The organism is Paenibacillus sp. 19GGS1-52 (genome assembly GCF_022369515.1).
GTDB lineage: Bacteria > Bacillota > Bacilli > Paenibacillales > Paenibacillaceae > Paenibacillus_AQ.
This window is the reverse complement of the sequence record NZ_CP059724.1, coordinates 643,765-660,870: the sequence shown is the minus strand read 5'-3', so window position 1 is coordinate 660,870 and position 17,106 is coordinate 643,765. Positions and strand designations below refer to the sequence as shown.

The window sequence follows — 17,106 nt, the reverse complement described above, 5'->3', positions numbered from 1 at the left end:
CCCCCCAATTGTTATTAATAAGCTTCTATTAATTGACATTATAGGTGAACCTTATAGAAAGCACAACAAAAAGAGGAGATTCAGTCCTCCTCTTGGATATTCCATTTATCATCTTAGTTCTAATTTTTATTGCTTAAATGTTGTTTTGTTTCCTATAATTGGCCTCGTGCGAGTGTCAGCCCCTTCATTACGGTTGCGCAAACTTTCCATCATCTTATTCTGGGCCAATAGAATATAACCGTCCAGCCGTTCACTCAGCTCTAATACTGTGCGGTCACTGAGACTACGCTGTTGCGCTACCTCAAGCAATTCACATCTAAGACTCTCAATAGTCATAAACAACTCGTCTTCTCTATAATCGCTCCTATGATCATCCTGGGAATAAGCTTGGTAAAGTATCACTTCCACTCACCTTCTCTCTATCACTTCTTCCCTATCATAATTCATGATGCCAAAAAACATATTTTGAAAAAAAAGAAAAATATGTCGATCCTAGAGTAAAAAATACAGTTCTTTATTTATCAGAAATATCAATGTAGTCCGAGGGGAGAAACTGTTCGCCCAGCAGCCCTTTTGCAAAAGAAATCCATTCGCGTGCCGCAAAGGACAGATAGCGGTCCCGGCGCCAGATCATCCCAAGCTGCCAGGGAATAGCGGGCTCTGTCAAAGGAATAATCTCGATCCGTGAACGGTCCATATCACGGCAGATGGTCTCTGGAAGCAGCGCAATTCCCAGGCCCGCGGCAACCATCCGACTGATCAAGTCCCACTGCGAGCTCTCATATACTACGTTCGGTTGAAATCCAGCCTTCACGCAAGCCGTAATAATCCGGTCATGCAGCGCAAAGTCTTCACGAAACAACACGAACTCCTCATCAGCCAATTCTCCCAAACGAACATTGTTCGCTCCTGCCAAACGATGCCCTGCTGGCACCAAGAGCTCCAGCTTCTCTTCAATAAAGGTGAAGCAGTGAAACTTGGCCATATTCACCGGCAATACAACTACGCCAATGTCGATTAAACCGGTTTCTACATCGTTCTCCACTTTCTTCGCACCATCCTCATGCAGCCGAATGGTGACCTCCGGATACCGCTTGTGAAACTGGCCAATGACGGCTGGAAAGAAGCTTGCACCTACCATTGGTGGCAACCCGATGCGGATATGACCCTGCTTCAATTTACGTAAACTATCAAGCTCCGAGGACAAGCTGCCAAAGGATTCTACAATATTTTGCGCCTTGGTCAGCAGAATTTGTCCTGCATCCGTCAGCCGGATACTTTTACCTTCACGATAAAATAAATCTGCCCCCAGCTCAACCTCAAGGTTGCGGATCATTTTGCTTATTGTGGGTTGAGAAATATACAACGATTTGGCTGCATTAGAAAAGCTATTTAGTCTTGCTACCTGAACGAAATATTGCAATTGCCGGATATCCATAGCTCTGCCTCCAATGTATAGATAGATAGAATGTTAGCTATTCGATCTATTCATTTTACCTATGAAAGAAATAGATGTAAACTTTCATTACCATGAAAGGAGCGAAGCCTTATGAAAAAGATTACTTTAGGCTTGCTGCAGGTGGCGGGGCTTACACTGTTCTCACTACTTATTAATACTGTAACTTCATTGATGCATATTCCCATTCCCGGAAGCATTCTTGGTATGGTCCTATTGTTTCTATTACTAGAGTCAGGGGTCATTTCTCTCCATTGGGTAGAGCTTGGTGCATCCTGGCTGCTAGCTGAACTGCTGCTGTTCTTTATTCCTTCTGCTATAGGTGTTATGAATTATTCCAAACTGCTGGAAACGGATGGCCTGCGTGTGCTGGCGGTTGTACTCGTGGGTACTTTTGTAGTCATGGCTAGCTCCGGTCTACTTACAGGTGCTATATCTAAAGCGAAAGAGCGGAGAGTGTCATGATGATCGGCCTGATATTTCTCGCGCTTACTATCGGTGTTTACTTACTGTCGAAACGTATTTATACTTCAAGCACCAAAATGTATGCCTCACCGCTAATCATTACGCCGTTACTTATTATCGGCTTCCTGCTGATGACAGGAATTCCCTATGCATCTTACAATGCGGGAGGCAAATGGCTGACGGACTTGCTGCAACCAGCAACCATCGCCTTTGCGATCCCTCTGCATAAAAACTTCAAGGTACTCAAAAAGCACGCTGCCGAAATTGCGGCAGGCGTGCTTTCTGGTACGGTAGTTGCAGTAATCTCATCCATGTTTCTCGCGAAATGGCTGCATCTCAGCAGCGATCTGGCGGCTAGCCTGGTACCGCGTTCGGTTACGACTCCGATCGCTATGAGCATATCGCAAAGTATCGGCGGCGTACCCAGCATTACGGCAGTCTTCGTCATTATGACCGGAGTACTGGGTACGATGATGGGTCCTAGTGTGCTTCGCCTCTTCCGCATTGACAATGAAATCGCACGCGGTGTATCGCTGGGAACCGCTGCGCACGGTACGGGCACGTCCAAAGCTTTCGAGCTAAGTTCGTTGACCGGAACCATCTCCAGTATCGCGATGATCCTGACGGCGCTATTCACAATAGGTGTAGCTCCGGCAATGCTCGCGGTTTTCCTCCACTAGGCCGACCCGGCTTGGGCCATAGACATGATCGCTGCAGTTTAACTGGGCGGTCATGTCTTTTTTTAAAATATAAGAATCTATATGCTTCATGCAATAATTTATCCTTTTATTTCTCGAAGAAACGGGTGTCGTCCATATAAAGGACCGCGAAGCCGTTTCATCTTGTAATATAGTACTCTACTCTATCTTGAGCGTTAGAGTTTCACTGGCTGTCCGCTCTGGGCGGAATCATACGCTGCACAAGTGACTTTAAGCGTCTTATAGCCATCCTCATAATCACTGAGAATACGTGAGCGGTCACCCGTCCGTACAGCATACAGGAAGGCTTCACTTTCAACTAAGTAAGGATTGCCTGTATTGGCATATTCATTGCTATTGCCACTGCGTACCTCCAAGAGGCGTTCCGGATTCCAGTCGAGCAGACCTCGGTCGTTGTAGAAACTGAGACCTGCACTGCCTACACCATCTGGCAATACACATGTGTTGGAGATATTGGCAATAATGCCGTTCTCAAGCTTCAAGGATACGGTGCCTACATCGGCAACACTTACGCCTTCATGCTGCTCATGTACAATACGGTTGCCAAACATGCCGTAAACTTCCTTCACTTCACCAGCCAAGTAACGCAGTAAGTCTACAATGTGAGTGGTCTGCTCTGTGAACTGTCCGCCTGACTGCTCCTGATTGCGCCACCATGCCACTCCCGGCATGCCGCCCATCCATTGGCCGACAATCATCCCCACCTTGTCACCGCTCAGAATATCCTTCAGCCGTCGTATATTTTCCTGATACCGGAAATGATAACCTACCGAGGTCAGCAAGTTATGCTCTTTAATTTCCTGCAGCAGACTCGCGGGAATTTCGGTGCTGGAGCCTAGTGGTTTTTCTATAAAAAAAGGAATATCCCTGCGAATGAGTGCACGTTCAATAGCTCCATGCGACTGTGGAGGCACACAAATATAAACAGCGTCCAGCTTATGGGCATCGAGCATCTCTGTTACATCACCATATCCAGCGGCACCATAAGGCCGGGCCATTTCTTCTCCCTTTTGCTTACTGCTGCCACAAACAGCCGTCAAAGAAACATCCGCCATACCTGCCAGCAAATCTGCATGTACCTTGGAGAACCAGCCTGTCCCAATAATTCCGATATTTAATGTCATTCTCTTACCTCCTGCGACTCTGTAATGTATGCCTTTTCATTAAGTATACGATGTTATCTGCGAAGAAGGAAATTCCCCCATTCCTCAGGAAGCAACTGCAGATAGGGGCTTTGCAAAAAACGATCATCAGCCAATACAATAATTCCTGTATCATTCTCGCTGCGAATCAGCCGTCCTCCGGCCTGAAGCACCTTACTCATCCCTGGGTAGACATAGGCGTAATCGAATCCGTTCTTGCCTTGCGCATTGAAATACCCACGGAGCAAATTACGTTCTAATCCAAGCTGTGGCAGGCCAACCCCCACGACCATCACGCCATTCAGACGGTTGCCTGGTAGATCTACGCCCTCGGAGAAAATCCCTCCTAGAACAGCGAAACCAAGCAAGGTTTCGGGATTCTCCGTATGAAAGGCAGCCAGAAAATCCTCCCTTTCCCGCTCACTCATGCCGGTCCCTTGCACCTGTGTCACTATTTCAGGATACTTCTCGACAAACACCTCGTATACACTCTGCAAATACAAGTAAGAAGGAAAAAACACAAGATAATTCCCTTTCCTAGCGACCATCCCCTTCAGAGCATCACTTAACGGCAGCAGAGAGTCCGCCCGGTCACGATACCTTGTAGACACAGGCAGGATAGACACTTCCCATTGTTCCTTATGAAAGGGTGACGCCACAACCACACTGTAATCCTCCTCTGCTGCACCAATCATATCTCTGTAGTAGGACAGCGGGGAGAGCGTCGCGGAGAATAGAATCTGGCTGCGAAAACTCTTCGCCATTTGCTGCAACAAATAAGAAGGGTCCAGATTGAACAGCTTCAACAACACATCGCCGCGCCGAACCTCCGCATAAGTAAGGTAGCGCTCATCATAGATCTTGAATGTACGCAGCATCCCCTGCGCTGCATAATAAGTATCAAGCAGACTCTCCTCACCTTCCCCTTCAGGAATAATTAGGGATTGTGAAGGACTTACCAGTTCCTGTTCCGCTTCTGCGGTAAACGTCTCTAACAGGGATGGCAGCTCATCTGGGAAAAGAGTCCATTTCCCTTGTCCCTCTTCGTTACAGGTTTTGCGCAAAGTAATAAAGAACGTGTTTATCGCCTTGGCAGCGGCACTTAAGGTCTTGTTCACTACCTTGTATTGACGCTGCAGCCCTAGAAATGGAGCCTTCTGCAAAGAAGCGGAGAACATCTCCCGTCCCCGGTCGACCAGATTGTGTGCCTCATCAATAAGCAGTACCGTCTGCTTCTTCTGCACCTCCGACAGCCGTTTCAAGCTGATCCGGGGATCATAGATATAGTTGTAATCACAGATTACCGCATCGCTGACATAGGCAACATCCAATGAGAACTCAAAGGGGCACACTTGATGTTTCAAGGCATACCTTGCAATAATCTCCTGGGTCATCAGCGTCTCCTGCTCCAGAATGTCCATCAGTGCACCGTTAATCCGATCATAATACCCGTCCGTCAATGGACAGGCAGCTTTACTGCAGAGTCCTTCTTCCCGAAAACAGGCTTTATCTTTGGCAGTCAGCGTAATGACATGCAGTTGAAGACCTTGTCCCAACAGCTGCGTTACAGCTTCCTGAGCAGCAAGTCGGGTAACCGTCTTAGCCGTTAAGTAAAACAGACTGCGGACCCGCCCTTCCCCCATCGCTTTGATTACCGGAAACAGGGTGGACATCGTCTTGCCGATCCCGGTTGGTGCCTGAGCGAACAGACTGACTCCTTCTGAAACGGTCTTATAGACCGCTCCAGCTAAATGACGTTGTCCCTGCCTGTAGGCAGGAAATGGGAAAGAAAGCTCTCGGATGCTGCTTTCCTTTCGCATCTCATGCGCGAGCAGCATTTCCGCATAAGGTGCATATTTGGCTACCGTATCAGCGGCAAAGGCGCTAAGCTCTTCTATAGAGAGCCTCCTATGCAAGCTTCTCTGCTCTTCCCCATCCCGACGAACGTATGTAAGCCTTACTTGTATAGAAGAAAGACCTTGCTCATGCGAGATCATAAAGGCATACATCAGCGCTTGTGCCCAATGCACCTCACGCCCCTCACCCAGCAGATCCAGTGGTCCAAAGGTTGATTTGATCTCCTCAACGATAAGCTCTCCAGCCTCCGATACGAGTAAACCGTCACAACGTCCATCGACAATAAACAACAGTTCCTTGTGAGGGATTTCGATCCTTAAATAGACCTCCTTTTGGTCCTCCTCTTTGTACTGCTTCTGTATTTTTTGATGGATACGCGTTCCTTCTGCCATTGATGCAGCACTGTGAAACCCCGGCTCGATACTGCCACTGCGAAAGGCATACTCCACAAGAGCTCTCACGGATATAGCAACCTCATGCTTCATTTCATGCCCTCCCCATGTATTTTCTGGACATCCTTTTTTCTTTCAATGAGCATTTCCGTTCTCATTGCACTATATAATCCCATCTGATGACAGGAGCAACAGCTTTAACCCCGCTTCATTGAGTTTACGCTTTCCACAAAGACTTTACTTCCTATTCTGTTTTTTGACATTCCCTGGCTAGCGCTGCATAATAAATTCTATTACTATGGAATTTCCTTGTCTTTACGCTGCTTCTTCCTAGCCGAGAAACAAGCGTTTCATCATGTAGAAAGAAGGCGAAGCTGTGTCCTCCCTAAATATTAAACGGTGGATTGTTAAACCATTTGTATTTTTTACAATTGTATTCATACTCAAAAGCTTCTTGGCTTGGGGTGTCATTTTTGGAGACCTGCTGCCTTGGAAATCATTATTGACAGAAATCCCTTTTGCTTGGGCTCTCTTTTGTATTATTGAGCGCTTTGCCTCCAAACGTAAACTTGGTTATTATATGACGGTCAATTTTGTCGTAACCGCAATCTTTTTTGCCGCCATTATGTATTTCAAATATTTCGGAGTTATTGTCACTTATCATGCAGCAGAACAGGTAGGTCAGGTCACGGAGGTCGGCGACAGTGTATTCTCCCTCATGGATCCTTATTATCTGCTGATCTTCATAGATATTATTGGCCTCGGTTTCTATTTCTTTTTCAACAAAAAAGGCCGGAATTATAAAAAGGAAAAAATTAATCGCAGTGGCGCAAAGCTGAAATACAGCCTTTTGTTCGCCGTTTCTCTAGGATTATGCCTATTCAATATTTTACCCAACAAAGCCAGTATGAATGAGATCAAGAAAGCACAGGAAATGGGTATTCTCAATTATGAGGCTTATACTATTTTTGCTCAAGGCAAACCAGAGGTTGTTAATGCCAAAGAGATTACACAGGATGTTGTAGATAAACTAAAAGGTATCGGCATAACCGACAGCTCTTCGTTTCAGGGTGCGGCTAAAGGCAAGAATCTGATTATTCTCCAGATGGAGGCATTTCAGAACTTTCTGCTGGGGCTTAAGATCGATGGCCAAGAGATCACACCAAACCTGAATCGGCTGTTAGGGGATAAGAGCCTGTACTTCCCTAACTTCTATCAGATGGTGGGTCAGGGAAATACTTCAGATGCCGAGTTCGTAGTGAACACTTCCTTCTACATTCCTCCGCGTGGAGCAGCTACAACGTCTTATGTAGACAGGGTGCTGCCGAGTCTGCCCCGCTTGTTACAGGAGAATGGTTACCAGACTGCCACCTTTCACACCAATGATGTGAAATTCTGGAACCGGAATGAACTGTACAGCTCACTCGGTTGGGAGCATTATTACGATCATGATTTCTTTGGTGATGAAGACACCTTTTTCTTCGGAGCCTCAGATGAAGTGCTCTATCGTAAGACAGCGGATAAGCTGAAGGATATGAGTGCGGGAGGTCAACCTTTTTACGCTCAGATCATCTCCATGTCCGCCCACCACCCGTTCACCATACCTGAGGAGAAGTACCGGATGAAGCTGCCGGAACGTTACGAGGGGACCTTTGTCGGTGATTATATCCGGGCCCAGAATTACGCCGATGTCGCATTTGGGCAATTCGTAGAAGAGCTGAAAGCTAATGGTCTATGGGATAATAGTGTGATTATGATCTACGGCGATCATATGGGATTGCCGATTTATTCGCTGGATCACGATGATAAGGAATTGATGACGGAAATATACGGCCATGATTACAGCTACGCTAATATGCTGAATATTCCGCTTATTATCCATGGTGGAGGCAATACGGATTCGCAAACGTTGGAACAAGTAGGTGGAGAAGTGGATATTATGCCAACCGCAGCTGGACTGCTGGGTGTTTCCATGGAGAACAATCTGCATTTCGGCCAGGATCTGCTCAGTGAGAAATATAATCTGTTGCCCGAACGTTATTATCTGCCCTCCGGCTCCTTCATTGCCAACTCCGGATTGCTGATTCCCGGTAACAGCTTTGAGGATAACACACAATTCCAGCTCGCTACGGGTGGACAGAAACCCACCGCAACAGAGGATGAATATAACCGAGCGTTAAGATTGCTGTTGCTGTCCGATAACTATGTAACTCAGCTACCTGAAAAAGTTTCTAAATAGAACCACAAGAAAGCCACGTTCCCGATGCGGAGCGTGGCTTCTTTACATTTTATAGGGAACTGTAATTATCTTTCCTGCTTCTCCAACATTCGAAAGTATTTGGCAAAGGCTTGAAGTTCCTCCGGCTCCAATATGGACAAGCAATCGGCAATCAATAGATTCGAACGATACTTTGCCTCTTTTAGCACACCTTCGCCCTTATCTGTAAGAGTAACCGCTACAGCGCGTCGATCATTCTCATCCTGCACACGTTTGATTAGATTAAGCATCTCTAGGCGATCCAGCATTACAGTAACCGCGCTGGACTTCACTTCCATCTTCTCCGCCAACTGCACCACTCGGGATTTCTTTTCTTGAGCAATCATATGAAGCAAGCCAAATTGAGGCACAGTAAGGCCAATTTCTTTATGTAATGACATTTGTGAGATTATTTTGCGCTGTACTCTCCACATGGACATTCCAATCTCTTCTACTAACGGATCTATTTGTTGCGTCATTCCACTCAGCTCCCAGTCCGTTTGTCCTAATACAAGGGTACCATTTTAATAGGTCATGATTCAATGGATTTGTCCAGCACATCAATTAGACATTGCGAAAGTAATATTCCCTGTCATAATACGGCATTATCCGACACAAAATAAATATATTCTAGCTAATGCTTCATTGTCACCGATAAGCTATAATCGTAGCAGTGACAGCAGGAGTCACGTCAAAACTATTTTCCGAGGTTGGTGAAAAGATGAAATTGGCAACAAAATTAACTTGGATGATGCTCGTCGTATTACTGGTTGTAGGTTCATCCATTGGTTTCTTCGGATATCGTGCTGCATATCAGCAAATTGATGAAGCAGCTGGAATCGAATTGGTGGGTTGTGCCAATATTACTACCGGCCTTATAGATCCGGCAGATATCTCTGCCTTGGTTGCAGGAGATAATAGTAAGCTTTCAGCTATAGAAGATCGGATTGGTTGGATTATTGAGCATAAACCCATTTTTAAAGAAGCCTTTATTTTATCTCTAGATGGCAAGGTTTTGGCGGCGGATGCCAGCTTTAAGAAAAGGGGCTATAAAGCAGGAGACTCCTTCTATTTTAGTAAAGAAGATAAAGAAATGATTATTAAAATGCAGCATTCAGCATACTCCAAGGTTTATACATACGAGGGTACTTCCCTCAAGACCGGTTACGGCCCTATCTACCAGGATCATGACCCTACCAAGCCTATCATAGCATTAATGGCCATTAATTTTGACGGCCCTTTAATTCAGAAACGGACGAATGATATCATTATTCAGCCTTTTATAATCGGTGCTTCCATTCTGGTGATTGCTATTATTGCTGCCTATCTGTTGATTCGCCGCATGATTAGTCCACTGACCAGACTGTCTAGTTCGGTTAACCTCGTGGCACAGGGTGATCTTACCCATGACCCCATTTTATTTAAAAGCAAGGATGAGATTGGTACTCTGGCACGTGACTTCAATGAGATGACACTCAACCTGCGCACGCTCATCACACAAGTGAACGATACCTCAATGCTGGTCGCATCCTCTTCCCAGGAGCTCTCCGCCAGCGCCCAAGAAACGAATCGGGCGGGTGAGCATAGCGTCAATGTTACGATTGAGCTTGCTGATGGAGCAAACGTACAGTTACAGAATCTGGAGGGAAGCTATCAGGCTGTGCAGGACATGTCCCGCTTCATCTCTGAGATTGCTTCCAGTGCTGGCATCGCACTAAACCACGCAAATGTGAACGCTGAGAAGGCCCGGGTCGGTCGGGAATCCATGGATTCCACTACAGAGCAGATGATGGTCATGAGCGGCAGCATCAGTATGCTATCCGGCATCATCAATCGGCTCTCCAGCCATTCGAAAGAAATTGAGAGTATTGTCGGGGTAATAGCCAGTATTGCCGAAGAGACGAATCTATTATCACTAAATGCAGCTATTGAGGCAGCTCGTGCCGGCGATGAAGGCCGTGGTTTCGCTGTTGTTGCCCAGTCCGTGCGCAAGCTGGCCGAACGTTCGTCCCAATCAGCTGCCCAGATTGGCCAGCTGATTAATTTAATCGTTAATCAGATGGATAAAGCTACCGAGATGATGACATCCTCCACCAAGGAAATGGAACAAAGTTCAGAAATGATCGATACAGCCGGTACCTCCTTTGCTGAAATTGAGCTGTCGGTATCCGGCATGGCGGAGCAGAGCCAGGTAATCTCCGTTACTGTAGGTGAATTGGGGGATTTAGCCACCAAGTTGGTTACATCCATCCAACATATCGTCTCCATCTCCAATCAAACAGCAGAAGGTGCCGAGACTTTATCTGCCTCCTCACAGCAGCAGCTTGCCGCTATGGAAGAAGTTGAGTCCTCTGCAACATTCCTGTCCTCACTGGCCGAGAAGCTGCAGGTTCTTGTCGAGAACTTCAAGGTTTAAGATCACGTTTAAAACAAATGGCAGGTCAAGGGAATGATCCCCTGACCTGCCATTTGCTTGTTATGCCGCTGCCCAATCTTCTATGTATTTCATTTCAATTCAAGAAGCTGTATTCTCGATAAACCACTGGCCTAGTTCATGCACCGGCATAGGTCGTCCATAATAGTAGCCCTGCATGACCCGGCAGCCCAGGGATTGCAGCAATTCAATCTGTTCGGTAGTCTCCACACCTTCGGCAACCACCTCCATATTGAGGTTGCTGGCAATAGCAATGATGTTGCTAATAATGGCTTTCTTGGAATGCATCTTGCTCTTGCGAATAAACACCTGATCAATCTTGAGTGTATTGACGGGAATTTCATCCAGATTGCCAAGGGATGAGAACCCCGTTCCAAAATCATCGAGTGATACTCTGACTCCAATCTTTCGGAGCTTGGTGAGCTGCGCCACCGTCTCCTCCATGTTATTCATAGCAATGGATTCTGTAATCTCCAGTTCTAGAAAATGAGGCGGGAGACCGGAGCGCGTGAGCGCTTCCTCTACAACCTCGTATAAGCTTCCGCCTTCGAACATCCGCGCAGACATGTTAATGGAGACAGCAACGTTAGCCACCCCTTCCTTATGCCAGTGCATATTCTGACTGCATACCACATATAACATCCAGTTCGTGATGGGGACGATGAGTCCGGTCTCCTCTGCTATCGGAATGAACTCCACCGGTGAAATAATACCGTGCTCCGGGTGTCTCCAGCGCAGCAATGCCTCAAGACCAACGGTAACATTCATCAGAGAATCCCATTTGGGCTGATATACAACCATAAACTCCGAGAGAGCTAGTGCTTTGCGAAGATCCTTCTCCAGTGACATCCGGCGAAGCTGGTGTCGATTCATCTCCTGATCGAACACACTGAACTTATTCTTACCAGAATCCTTTGAGGTGTAAAGTGCAGTATCCGCGGCCTTCATTAGAGCTGAGCGGTCCGTTCCATGCTCCGGAGACATGCTGATTCCCACACTTGCGGTGACATATAACTCATTTCCCTGGATGCTGTAGGATTTCTTGACCTCATCCAAAATATGCTCTGCAGCTTCCTGTGCTGCTTCCACAGTACATTCTGGGAGAGCGATCAGGAATTCATCGCCTCCCAAGCGGAAGACTTTCCCCTTATCGCTTACAGAACGCCTTAATCTCCGAGCAACCTCCTGCAGAAGCATGTCTCCGATGTCATGACCAAGCGTATCATTAATCGACTTAAAGCGGTCCAGATCCACAAAAAACACAGCTCCAGAAATACCGCCGAAGAAATCACCTTTGAAATACCGTTCCAGACCATGACGATTCGGCAGCTCGGTAAGCGGATCGTGATAGGCCATACGCTCAAGCACATGGCGATCCAAGAACACTGCCCCACCAGAAATACCGAGCATTAATACGGTAACGAGTGAAACACCCGTAAGTAGAATAACGTCAGTCTCCATCAAAAAGGGCTTGCTTCCATTCAAGCTGCTAAATTCAAAATGACTCGCCCTAATACTGATGTAGTGCATTCCAGTGACAGCAGTCCCTATGAAGAGTGCAGAATAAAGCTTCCAGCGGCCGAAGCTAGGGAATTCCTTAAACTTGCGGAACAGTAACACTCCAATATAAGAGGATAACAAGGCGAGTATGACGGACAGCCCTTGAGCCAGCCAATCATAATGAATAGTCGCTTTCATCTCCATGGAGGACATTCCGACATAATGCATCAAGGAAATACCAACTCCGAGGAATAAACCGCTGACCATCATTCGCCATATTCCTTGGCGGGATTCAGCAGCTACCCAGAGGGTAATATAACAGGATAATATACTAATTAATAGGGATAGAATAGCTCTACCAGGGTGGTAACTAACTTCAAATGGAAGGCGACTTGCCATAATGCCCAAGAAGTGCATTGCCCATATCCCACTTCCGAGTACACAGGCTCCCGACAGCAGCCATAACCTGCGAACCTTGCCTGTAGAACGATATACTTGAGAAGTAAGATTAAGAGTTGAATAAGCAGCGGTCGCCGCCAGCGCGAAAGATAACAAAACAATCCAAATATTATAGTGGATTCCCATTTGATCCATAGTCAACCTCTTCACTCGTTATGATATATCTACTTGCTAGAGTGCATTTCTCAAGTAAAAATCAGTACACAAATATCAAATAAAAGGAAGAGTGCGTAAAGATTATAGGCTATCCCTGAAAAGCAACGTTAATGTGTATTTTACCTTGTATTTGGCGGACTGTCTAAGTAAATACTGGAACTTGTCGCCTTTTTTGAATGTCGGCAATAAATGTCCATATTTGCCGTTAGGTTCATCCTTGAAAATGCGAAATATGACCTGTGTGTGAATCACTCTGCGGGAAGGTTATTCGCCATATTAACGTGTTGGCAATAACCAAAATTACCACATAGATGTAAATTCCAGCCGAGAATGTTGTAAAGAGATAATGAATGCCTGCCAGAGCCAGCAAAATAGCAATCAAGATAAACGAACTTGTCGTGAATTCCTTCTGATTAGCGGCCTCAAAACGCTCGGAGAAGGGCAAAGCCTGTGGCAGCAAGCGGAAGCATATAACCGAATAGATTAGCAGTGCGCATAACACCGCTGCCAAGTCCGGGATTATATGTATACCGAATAACCATATGAACAACACCGCCTCCACGGCAAACAGCGGCAGCAACAGCCTCAGCAACGCTGCTTTGAGCATCCCGCGATAAATAGGAACTGTTCCCGGCAGTGGAATGAGCTTATAAATCCAAGCGCCCTTATAGCTTGCCGAATATCTCAGCATTAGTACAACCGTCTGCATCAGCATTGCACTGAAGTAAATAAAAAGATAGGCCTTAGAATCCTTGGCTATCCCTGAGCCTCCACCCCAGACCATATTAAACAAAAAGATAAATGGAAAGACGATGGAAAAGCCAATGGATGGATATACCTTCAGCTTGAAATCCCGCTCATTCTTCATCATCGACCAGGTAAATCGGAAGAACATTCCCTCTTCCTGATTCTTACAGAACACGTTGGATAGCCAGTCTGCCAGGCGTGCGCTGTCTCTACCACTGGAGCCTTGCTCTGCAAGCTTTTGCAGACTCCGTTCGAAGAGTGGTATTAGCTTAATATACACGGCAATCAGCAAGAGTGGAATGACTACAGCCATTACTGTAAGCACAATGAGGTAAGTTGCCCTCCCTCCACCAACCAGCAGCTCAAAGGGGGCAGCGAACCAAACCGGTGCGATAAAATATTGCCACCATGCTGGTTGGAATGATAAGCCCAGCTCAGTGATATTAAATAACCGGGAAATGAGCTGATAACCGACCGTGATTCCGATGGTCAGCAGGATCTGTACGTAATTAATAATATCTTTTAGCTTTTCTCCGTCGAAAAACCTCATGATCAGCAAATAGAGCAGCGCTGTAATCACAAGAATGAGGCAGTCCATCAAGATAATTACGATCCCGTATATCACGAAGAATAGTATTCCTTGTCTGAACAAGGAGACTACCAGTGACGGGCCGGTTAATGTTAAGGTAATGGTAAATAAATAAATCAGGACATGGATACTTTTCGCCATATTCAGGGTAATACGATTCACCGGCTTGGAGAACAGTATATTTTTGTCCCGCAGATCAAGCATGACTGATGAGAAATCCGAGATTAGCGTCGTCGTAATCATAAACATCACTACACCAAATATCAGGCTCATCTGTATCATGTAGTGATCTTTCTGCACGATAAGAGCGATCAGCATAAGCCCCAGCAGCAAATATAACCAATGCACACGTATCGGAGAGCTATCCTTGTTCTGCTCACGTTTCTGCGCTCCTGCGAGTACTGTGGGCGTTCTTCTTCCGTCCATCGTCAGCTTGACCTGCAGGATACTCCGCATCATGTCGTAATCTACGCCGATTCTCCTGAATCCACCCCGCAGCTTATCCAGTAGCTTAAGTACAAGAAAATCATTCATAGTGGAGACACCTCTTGCATACAAGCGACAAATTCACCGGCAATATCCCGGTACTTATCAAAACCTGTTAATTGATTAAAGATCTCCTCAAGCGAACCCTCAGCACTCTTCTCCTTTAGTTCCGCGAAACTTCCGTCCGCTACAATACTCCCTCCGTCGATCAGAATGATCCGGCTGCTAATCTTCTCAACCACATCCATAATATGCGATGAATAGAAGATAGTCTTACCTCTTGCGGCCAGTGAGGCAAAGATTTCCTTCACGATCATTACACTATTGGCATCCAGTCCGCTGAGCGGCTCATCCAGAAATAAAATATCAGGATCATGCAGCATGCTGGAGATCAGCAGCACCTTTTGCTTCATTCCTTTGGAATACGAGGCAATCCGCATATCATAAGACTTCTCCAGACCCAGCAGCGTCATTAGCCTTTCCGCCTTATTATCGGCACTACTCCGTTTCAAGCCGTACAGCTCACCGATAAAGGTCAAATATTCCCTCGCAGTCAGGCTGTCATATAATTCAGCAACCTCAGGCACATAACCAATCCGTCGCTTGTAGGCAGTATCTCCATCCGCAATATCCCGTCCGAAGATTTCCACTTTGCCGTTATACCCCTCAACAAGACCAAGCATAATCTTAACCGTTGTACTCTTGCCCGCCCCGTTAGGGCCGATATAGCCAATAATCTGTCCCTGAAATACCTCCAGATCAATCCCCCGAAGTACCATCCTGTCTGAGTAGTTCATCCATAGGCCGGAAATTGAAATAACTGGTTCTTCTACGAGCCCCATATCATAATCTCCCTTCGAAATCTAATGCTAGCTTCATTTTCAAGTCAATTCCTATTTTATCAAATTTTTGCTCAATTAACACAAAAGTATTGCTCGCCTAGAGTAAAGGGCTGGCCTGACCAGCCCCTCCTCATCAAACCGTACGTGAGGTTTTCCCTCATACGGCTTTCCGATGTTCGTCATTCATGGGCATACAGTTTACAATAGCGTTTTAAGTCCATACTGGACGGCAATATATCTAACCTCTTTCAGTGAACCCATCCATCTTCTACGTTGTCTTTTCTTGGCATACCACCGGGTTAATCGCTGCAAAATATACCAGTCCAACTTGGCTAATCTCTTTTGGCTGTAGTTCGTGTAGTAATAATTTCTCCATCCTTGGATCTTTGGATTGAGCCATTTCACCTGTTCCGCAAACGATTTCGAGCGCATGCTCGGGGGAGCCAATCTTTCTTTGACCACCTCTCGAATGCGTTCCTCTGCCTTTTTCGTTAGCCACTGTTGTGTGGTGTAGTACACCTTGCCTTGGGATGTTTCTGCTCTCGTTTTTCGGTGATGCATCCCCAAGAAGTCGAATCCTTCGTCTCCCGTCCATAATCCTACAATGCGGGTTTTGGTCGGGTGTAGGGTTAACTCCAAACGCTCCATGATTTTGCGTATGAGCTCATACGCATGTTCGGCGTCCTTTTTCGTTTTGCAAACCACTACAAAGTCGTCTGCATACCTCGTGAGCTCCCCTACTCCTTTCCCGTGTTTCTCCCACAATTGGTCGAAGTAATTTAGATAGATATTCGCAAGGAGCGGTGAAATCACGCCTCCTTGCGGAGTCCCTAAATCCGAGCGTCTTACCGTTCCTTCTTCCATAACTCCCGCTTGTAGCCACTTCCTCATTAATTTCAGTATCCTCCTGTCATTGATACGCATTTGCACCAATTTCATAAGCTTTTCTTGATTAATGTTGTCGAAGTAGCCTTGGATATCGACGTCGACTACCCAATTTCCTTTGCGGTTGCAGGCTTTACGAATACGTTCCAACGCCCCTTTAGCACTTCGTTTCGGGCGAAAACCGAAGGATACTTCCTCAAAGTCGGCTTCAAAGATGGGCTCAATTACTAGTTTGGTTGCCATCTGTAGGACTCGATCGCGCACAGTGGGTATACCTAATGGCCTTTGCTTGCCATCCTTCTTCGGGATATAGTGTCGCCGTACAGGTTGCGGATGGTAGTTGCCTTCTTTAAGCTCTCGCTCACAGGCCTTGAGAAACGGTATTTCTCCTTGTTCCTCAATATCTGCTAGCGTCACGGCATCTACTCCTGCGGCACCCTTATTGGCTTTCACTCGCTTCCACGCTTCGCACAGTACATCCCACCGATAGATCTTGTCATACAATGCATGGAATTTACGCTTTTTGTTCGCCTTGGCCGCATGACCTAGCTTTTCTTGGAGTTGTTGAACTTTTTCCTTGGGTGTCGTTAGCCGGTTGGCATTCACTCACTCGTACCTCCTCCAAAAGCATAAACAAAGCAGGGCTCCTTCCCTCCCTAAGGTTATGTTGTCCTTAGGTTCTTCGGTACTATGAGCCCCTCGGACTCCCTTCCCACAGAC

General features: G+C 46.3%; 13 protein-coding genes. 4 read left to right on the top strand and 9 right to left on the bottom strand.

What is annotated here, in order from left to right; genetic code table 11:
* Positions 1–126: 126 nt before the first annotated feature.
* Together H1230_RS03055 and cidR are read right to left on the bottom strand one after the other, a co-directional pair.
* Positions 127–402, bottom strand: a complete 276-nt coding sequence (locus H1230_RS03055) for an aspartyl-phosphate phosphatase Spo0E family protein (protein WP_239714173.1) — start codon at positions 400–402, stop codon at positions 127–129.
* 112 nt (positions 403–514) lie between these two features.
* Positions 515–1,438: a cidABC operon transcriptional activator CidR gene (gene cidR / locus H1230_RS03050; RefSeq protein ID WP_239714172.1), complete on the bottom strand. Its 924-nt coding sequence runs from the start codon at positions 1,436–1,438 to the stop codon at positions 515–517.
* A 111-nt stretch (positions 1,439–1,549) separates the two neighbouring features.
* Here cidR and H1230_RS03045 point away from each other — a divergent pair, with 111 nt between their 5' ends.
* Positions 1,550–1,921, top strand: coding sequence for a CidA/LrgA family holin-like protein (locus H1230_RS03045; RefSeq protein ID WP_239714171.1), 372 nt, complete (start codon positions 1,550–1,552; stop codon positions 1,919–1,921).
* Positions 1,921–2,601: a CidB/LrgB family autolysis modulator gene (locus H1230_RS03040; RefSeq protein WP_239717062.1), complete on the top strand. Its 681-nt coding sequence runs from the start codon at positions 1,921–1,923 to the stop codon at positions 2,599–2,601. Before H1230_RS03045 ends, H1230_RS03040 begins: the two co-directional genes overlap by 1 nt.
* 194 nt (positions 2,602–2,795) lie before the next feature.
* On the opposite strand, the gene H1230_RS03035 is transcribed toward H1230_RS03040, so the two are convergent.
* Together H1230_RS03035 and H1230_RS03030 are read right to left on the bottom strand one after the other, a co-directional pair.
* On the bottom strand, positions 2,796–3,764 hold the full coding sequence (locus H1230_RS03035) for a Gfo/Idh/MocA family protein (RefSeq protein WP_239714170.1): 969 nt from the start codon (positions 3,762–3,764) through the stop codon (positions 2,796–2,798).
* 53 nt (positions 3,765–3,817) lie between these two features.
* Entirely contained in the window at positions 3,818–6,124 is a 2,307-nt protein-coding gene (locus H1230_RS03030; protein ID WP_239714169.1) for an ATP-dependent DNA helicase, read from the bottom strand.
* A gap of 283 nt (positions 6,125–6,407) precedes the next feature.
* Here H1230_RS03030 and H1230_RS03025 point away from each other — a divergent pair, with 283 nt between their 5' ends.
* Entirely contained in the window at positions 6,408–8,270 is a 1,863-nt protein-coding gene (locus H1230_RS03025; protein WP_239714168.1) for an LTA synthase family protein, read from the top strand.
* Positions 8,271–8,335: 65 nt separating this feature from the next.
* On the opposite strand, the gene H1230_RS03020 is transcribed toward H1230_RS03025, so the two are convergent.
* The gene (locus H1230_RS03020) at positions 8,336–8,767 is read right to left on the bottom strand and encodes a MarR family winged helix-turn-helix transcriptional regulator (RefSeq protein WP_239714167.1); all 432 of its coding nucleotides are present in this window, start codon (positions 8,765–8,767) and stop codon (positions 8,336–8,338) included.
* Between the two features lie 242 nt (positions 8,768–9,009).
* Here H1230_RS03020 and H1230_RS03015 point away from each other — a divergent pair, with 242 nt between their 5' ends.
* On the top strand, positions 9,010–10,704 hold the full coding sequence (locus H1230_RS03015; protein ID WP_239714166.1) for a methyl-accepting chemotaxis protein: 1,695 nt from the start codon (positions 9,010–9,012) through the stop codon (positions 10,702–10,704).
* A gap of 99 nt (positions 10,705–10,803) precedes the next feature.
* Here the strand turns inward: H1230_RS03015 and H1230_RS03010 are convergent, their stop codons facing one another.
* The 4 genes from H1230_RS03010 to ltrA form a co-directional block, all read right to left on the bottom strand.
* Positions 10,804–12,816, bottom strand: a complete 2,013-nt coding sequence (locus H1230_RS03010; protein ID WP_239714165.1) for a bifunctional diguanylate cyclase/phosphodiesterase — start codon at positions 12,814–12,816, stop codon at positions 10,804–10,806.
* 232 nt (positions 12,817–13,048) lie between these two features.
* Positions 13,049–14,707 carry a hypothetical protein gene (locus H1230_RS03005; protein WP_239714164.1) on the bottom strand — a complete coding sequence of 553 codons (1,659 nt, stop codon included), beginning with the start codon at positions 14,705–14,707 and terminating at the stop codon, positions 13,049–13,051.
* The gene (locus H1230_RS03000; protein WP_239714163.1) at positions 14,704–15,501 is read right to left on the bottom strand and encodes an ABC transporter ATP-binding protein; all 798 of its coding nucleotides are present in this window, start codon (positions 15,499–15,501) and stop codon (positions 14,704–14,706) included. The genes H1230_RS03005 and H1230_RS03000 overlap by 4 nt, the downstream gene beginning before the upstream one ends.
* Before the next feature lie 198 nt (positions 15,502–15,699).
* Complete coding sequence (gene ltrA, locus H1230_RS02995; RefSeq protein WP_239713220.1) at positions 15,700–16,992, bottom strand: group II intron reverse transcriptase/maturase; 1,293 nt, start codon at positions 16,990–16,992, stop codon at positions 15,700–15,702.
* Between the last annotated feature and the right edge of the window lie 114 nt (positions 16,993–17,106).

Excerpts from the sequence above, each read along its gene's own strand:
- cidR (WP_239714172.1), bottom strand. The coding sequence starts at position 1,438 with ATGGATATCCGGCAATTGCAATATTTCGTTCAGGTAGCAAGACTAAAT.
- H1230_RS03045 (WP_239714171.1), top strand. The coding sequence starts at position 1,550 with ATGAAAAAGATTACTTTAGGCTTGCTGCAGGTGGCGGGGCTTACACTG.
- H1230_RS03040 (WP_239717062.1), top strand. The coding sequence starts at position 1,921 with ATGATCGGCCTGATATTTCTCGCGCTTACTATCGGTGTTTACTTACTG.
- H1230_RS03035 (WP_239714170.1), bottom strand. The coding sequence starts at position 3,764 with ATGACATTAAATATCGGAATTATTGGGACAGGCTGGTTCTCCAAGGTA.
- H1230_RS03030 (WP_239714169.1), bottom strand. The coding sequence starts at position 6,124 with ATGAAGCATGAGGTTGCTATATCCGTGAGAGCTCTTGTGGAGTATGCC.
- H1230_RS03020 (WP_239714167.1), bottom strand. The coding sequence starts at position 8,767 with ATGACGCAACAAATAGATCCGTTAGTAGAAGAGATTGGAATGTCCATG.
- H1230_RS03015 (WP_239714166.1), top strand. The coding sequence starts at position 9,010 with ATGAAATTGGCAACAAAATTAACTTGGATGATGCTCGTCGTATTACTG.
- H1230_RS03010 (WP_239714165.1), bottom strand. The coding sequence starts at position 12,816 with ATGGATCAAATGGGAATCCACTATAATATTTGGATTGTTTTGTTATCT.
- H1230_RS03005 (WP_239714164.1), bottom strand. The coding sequence starts at position 14,707 with ATGAATGATTTTCTTGTACTTAAGCTACTGGATAAGCTGCGGGGTGGA.
- H1230_RS03000 (WP_239714163.1), bottom strand. The coding sequence starts at position 15,501 with ATGGGGCTCGTAGAAGAACCAGTTATTTCAATTTCCGGCCTATGGATG.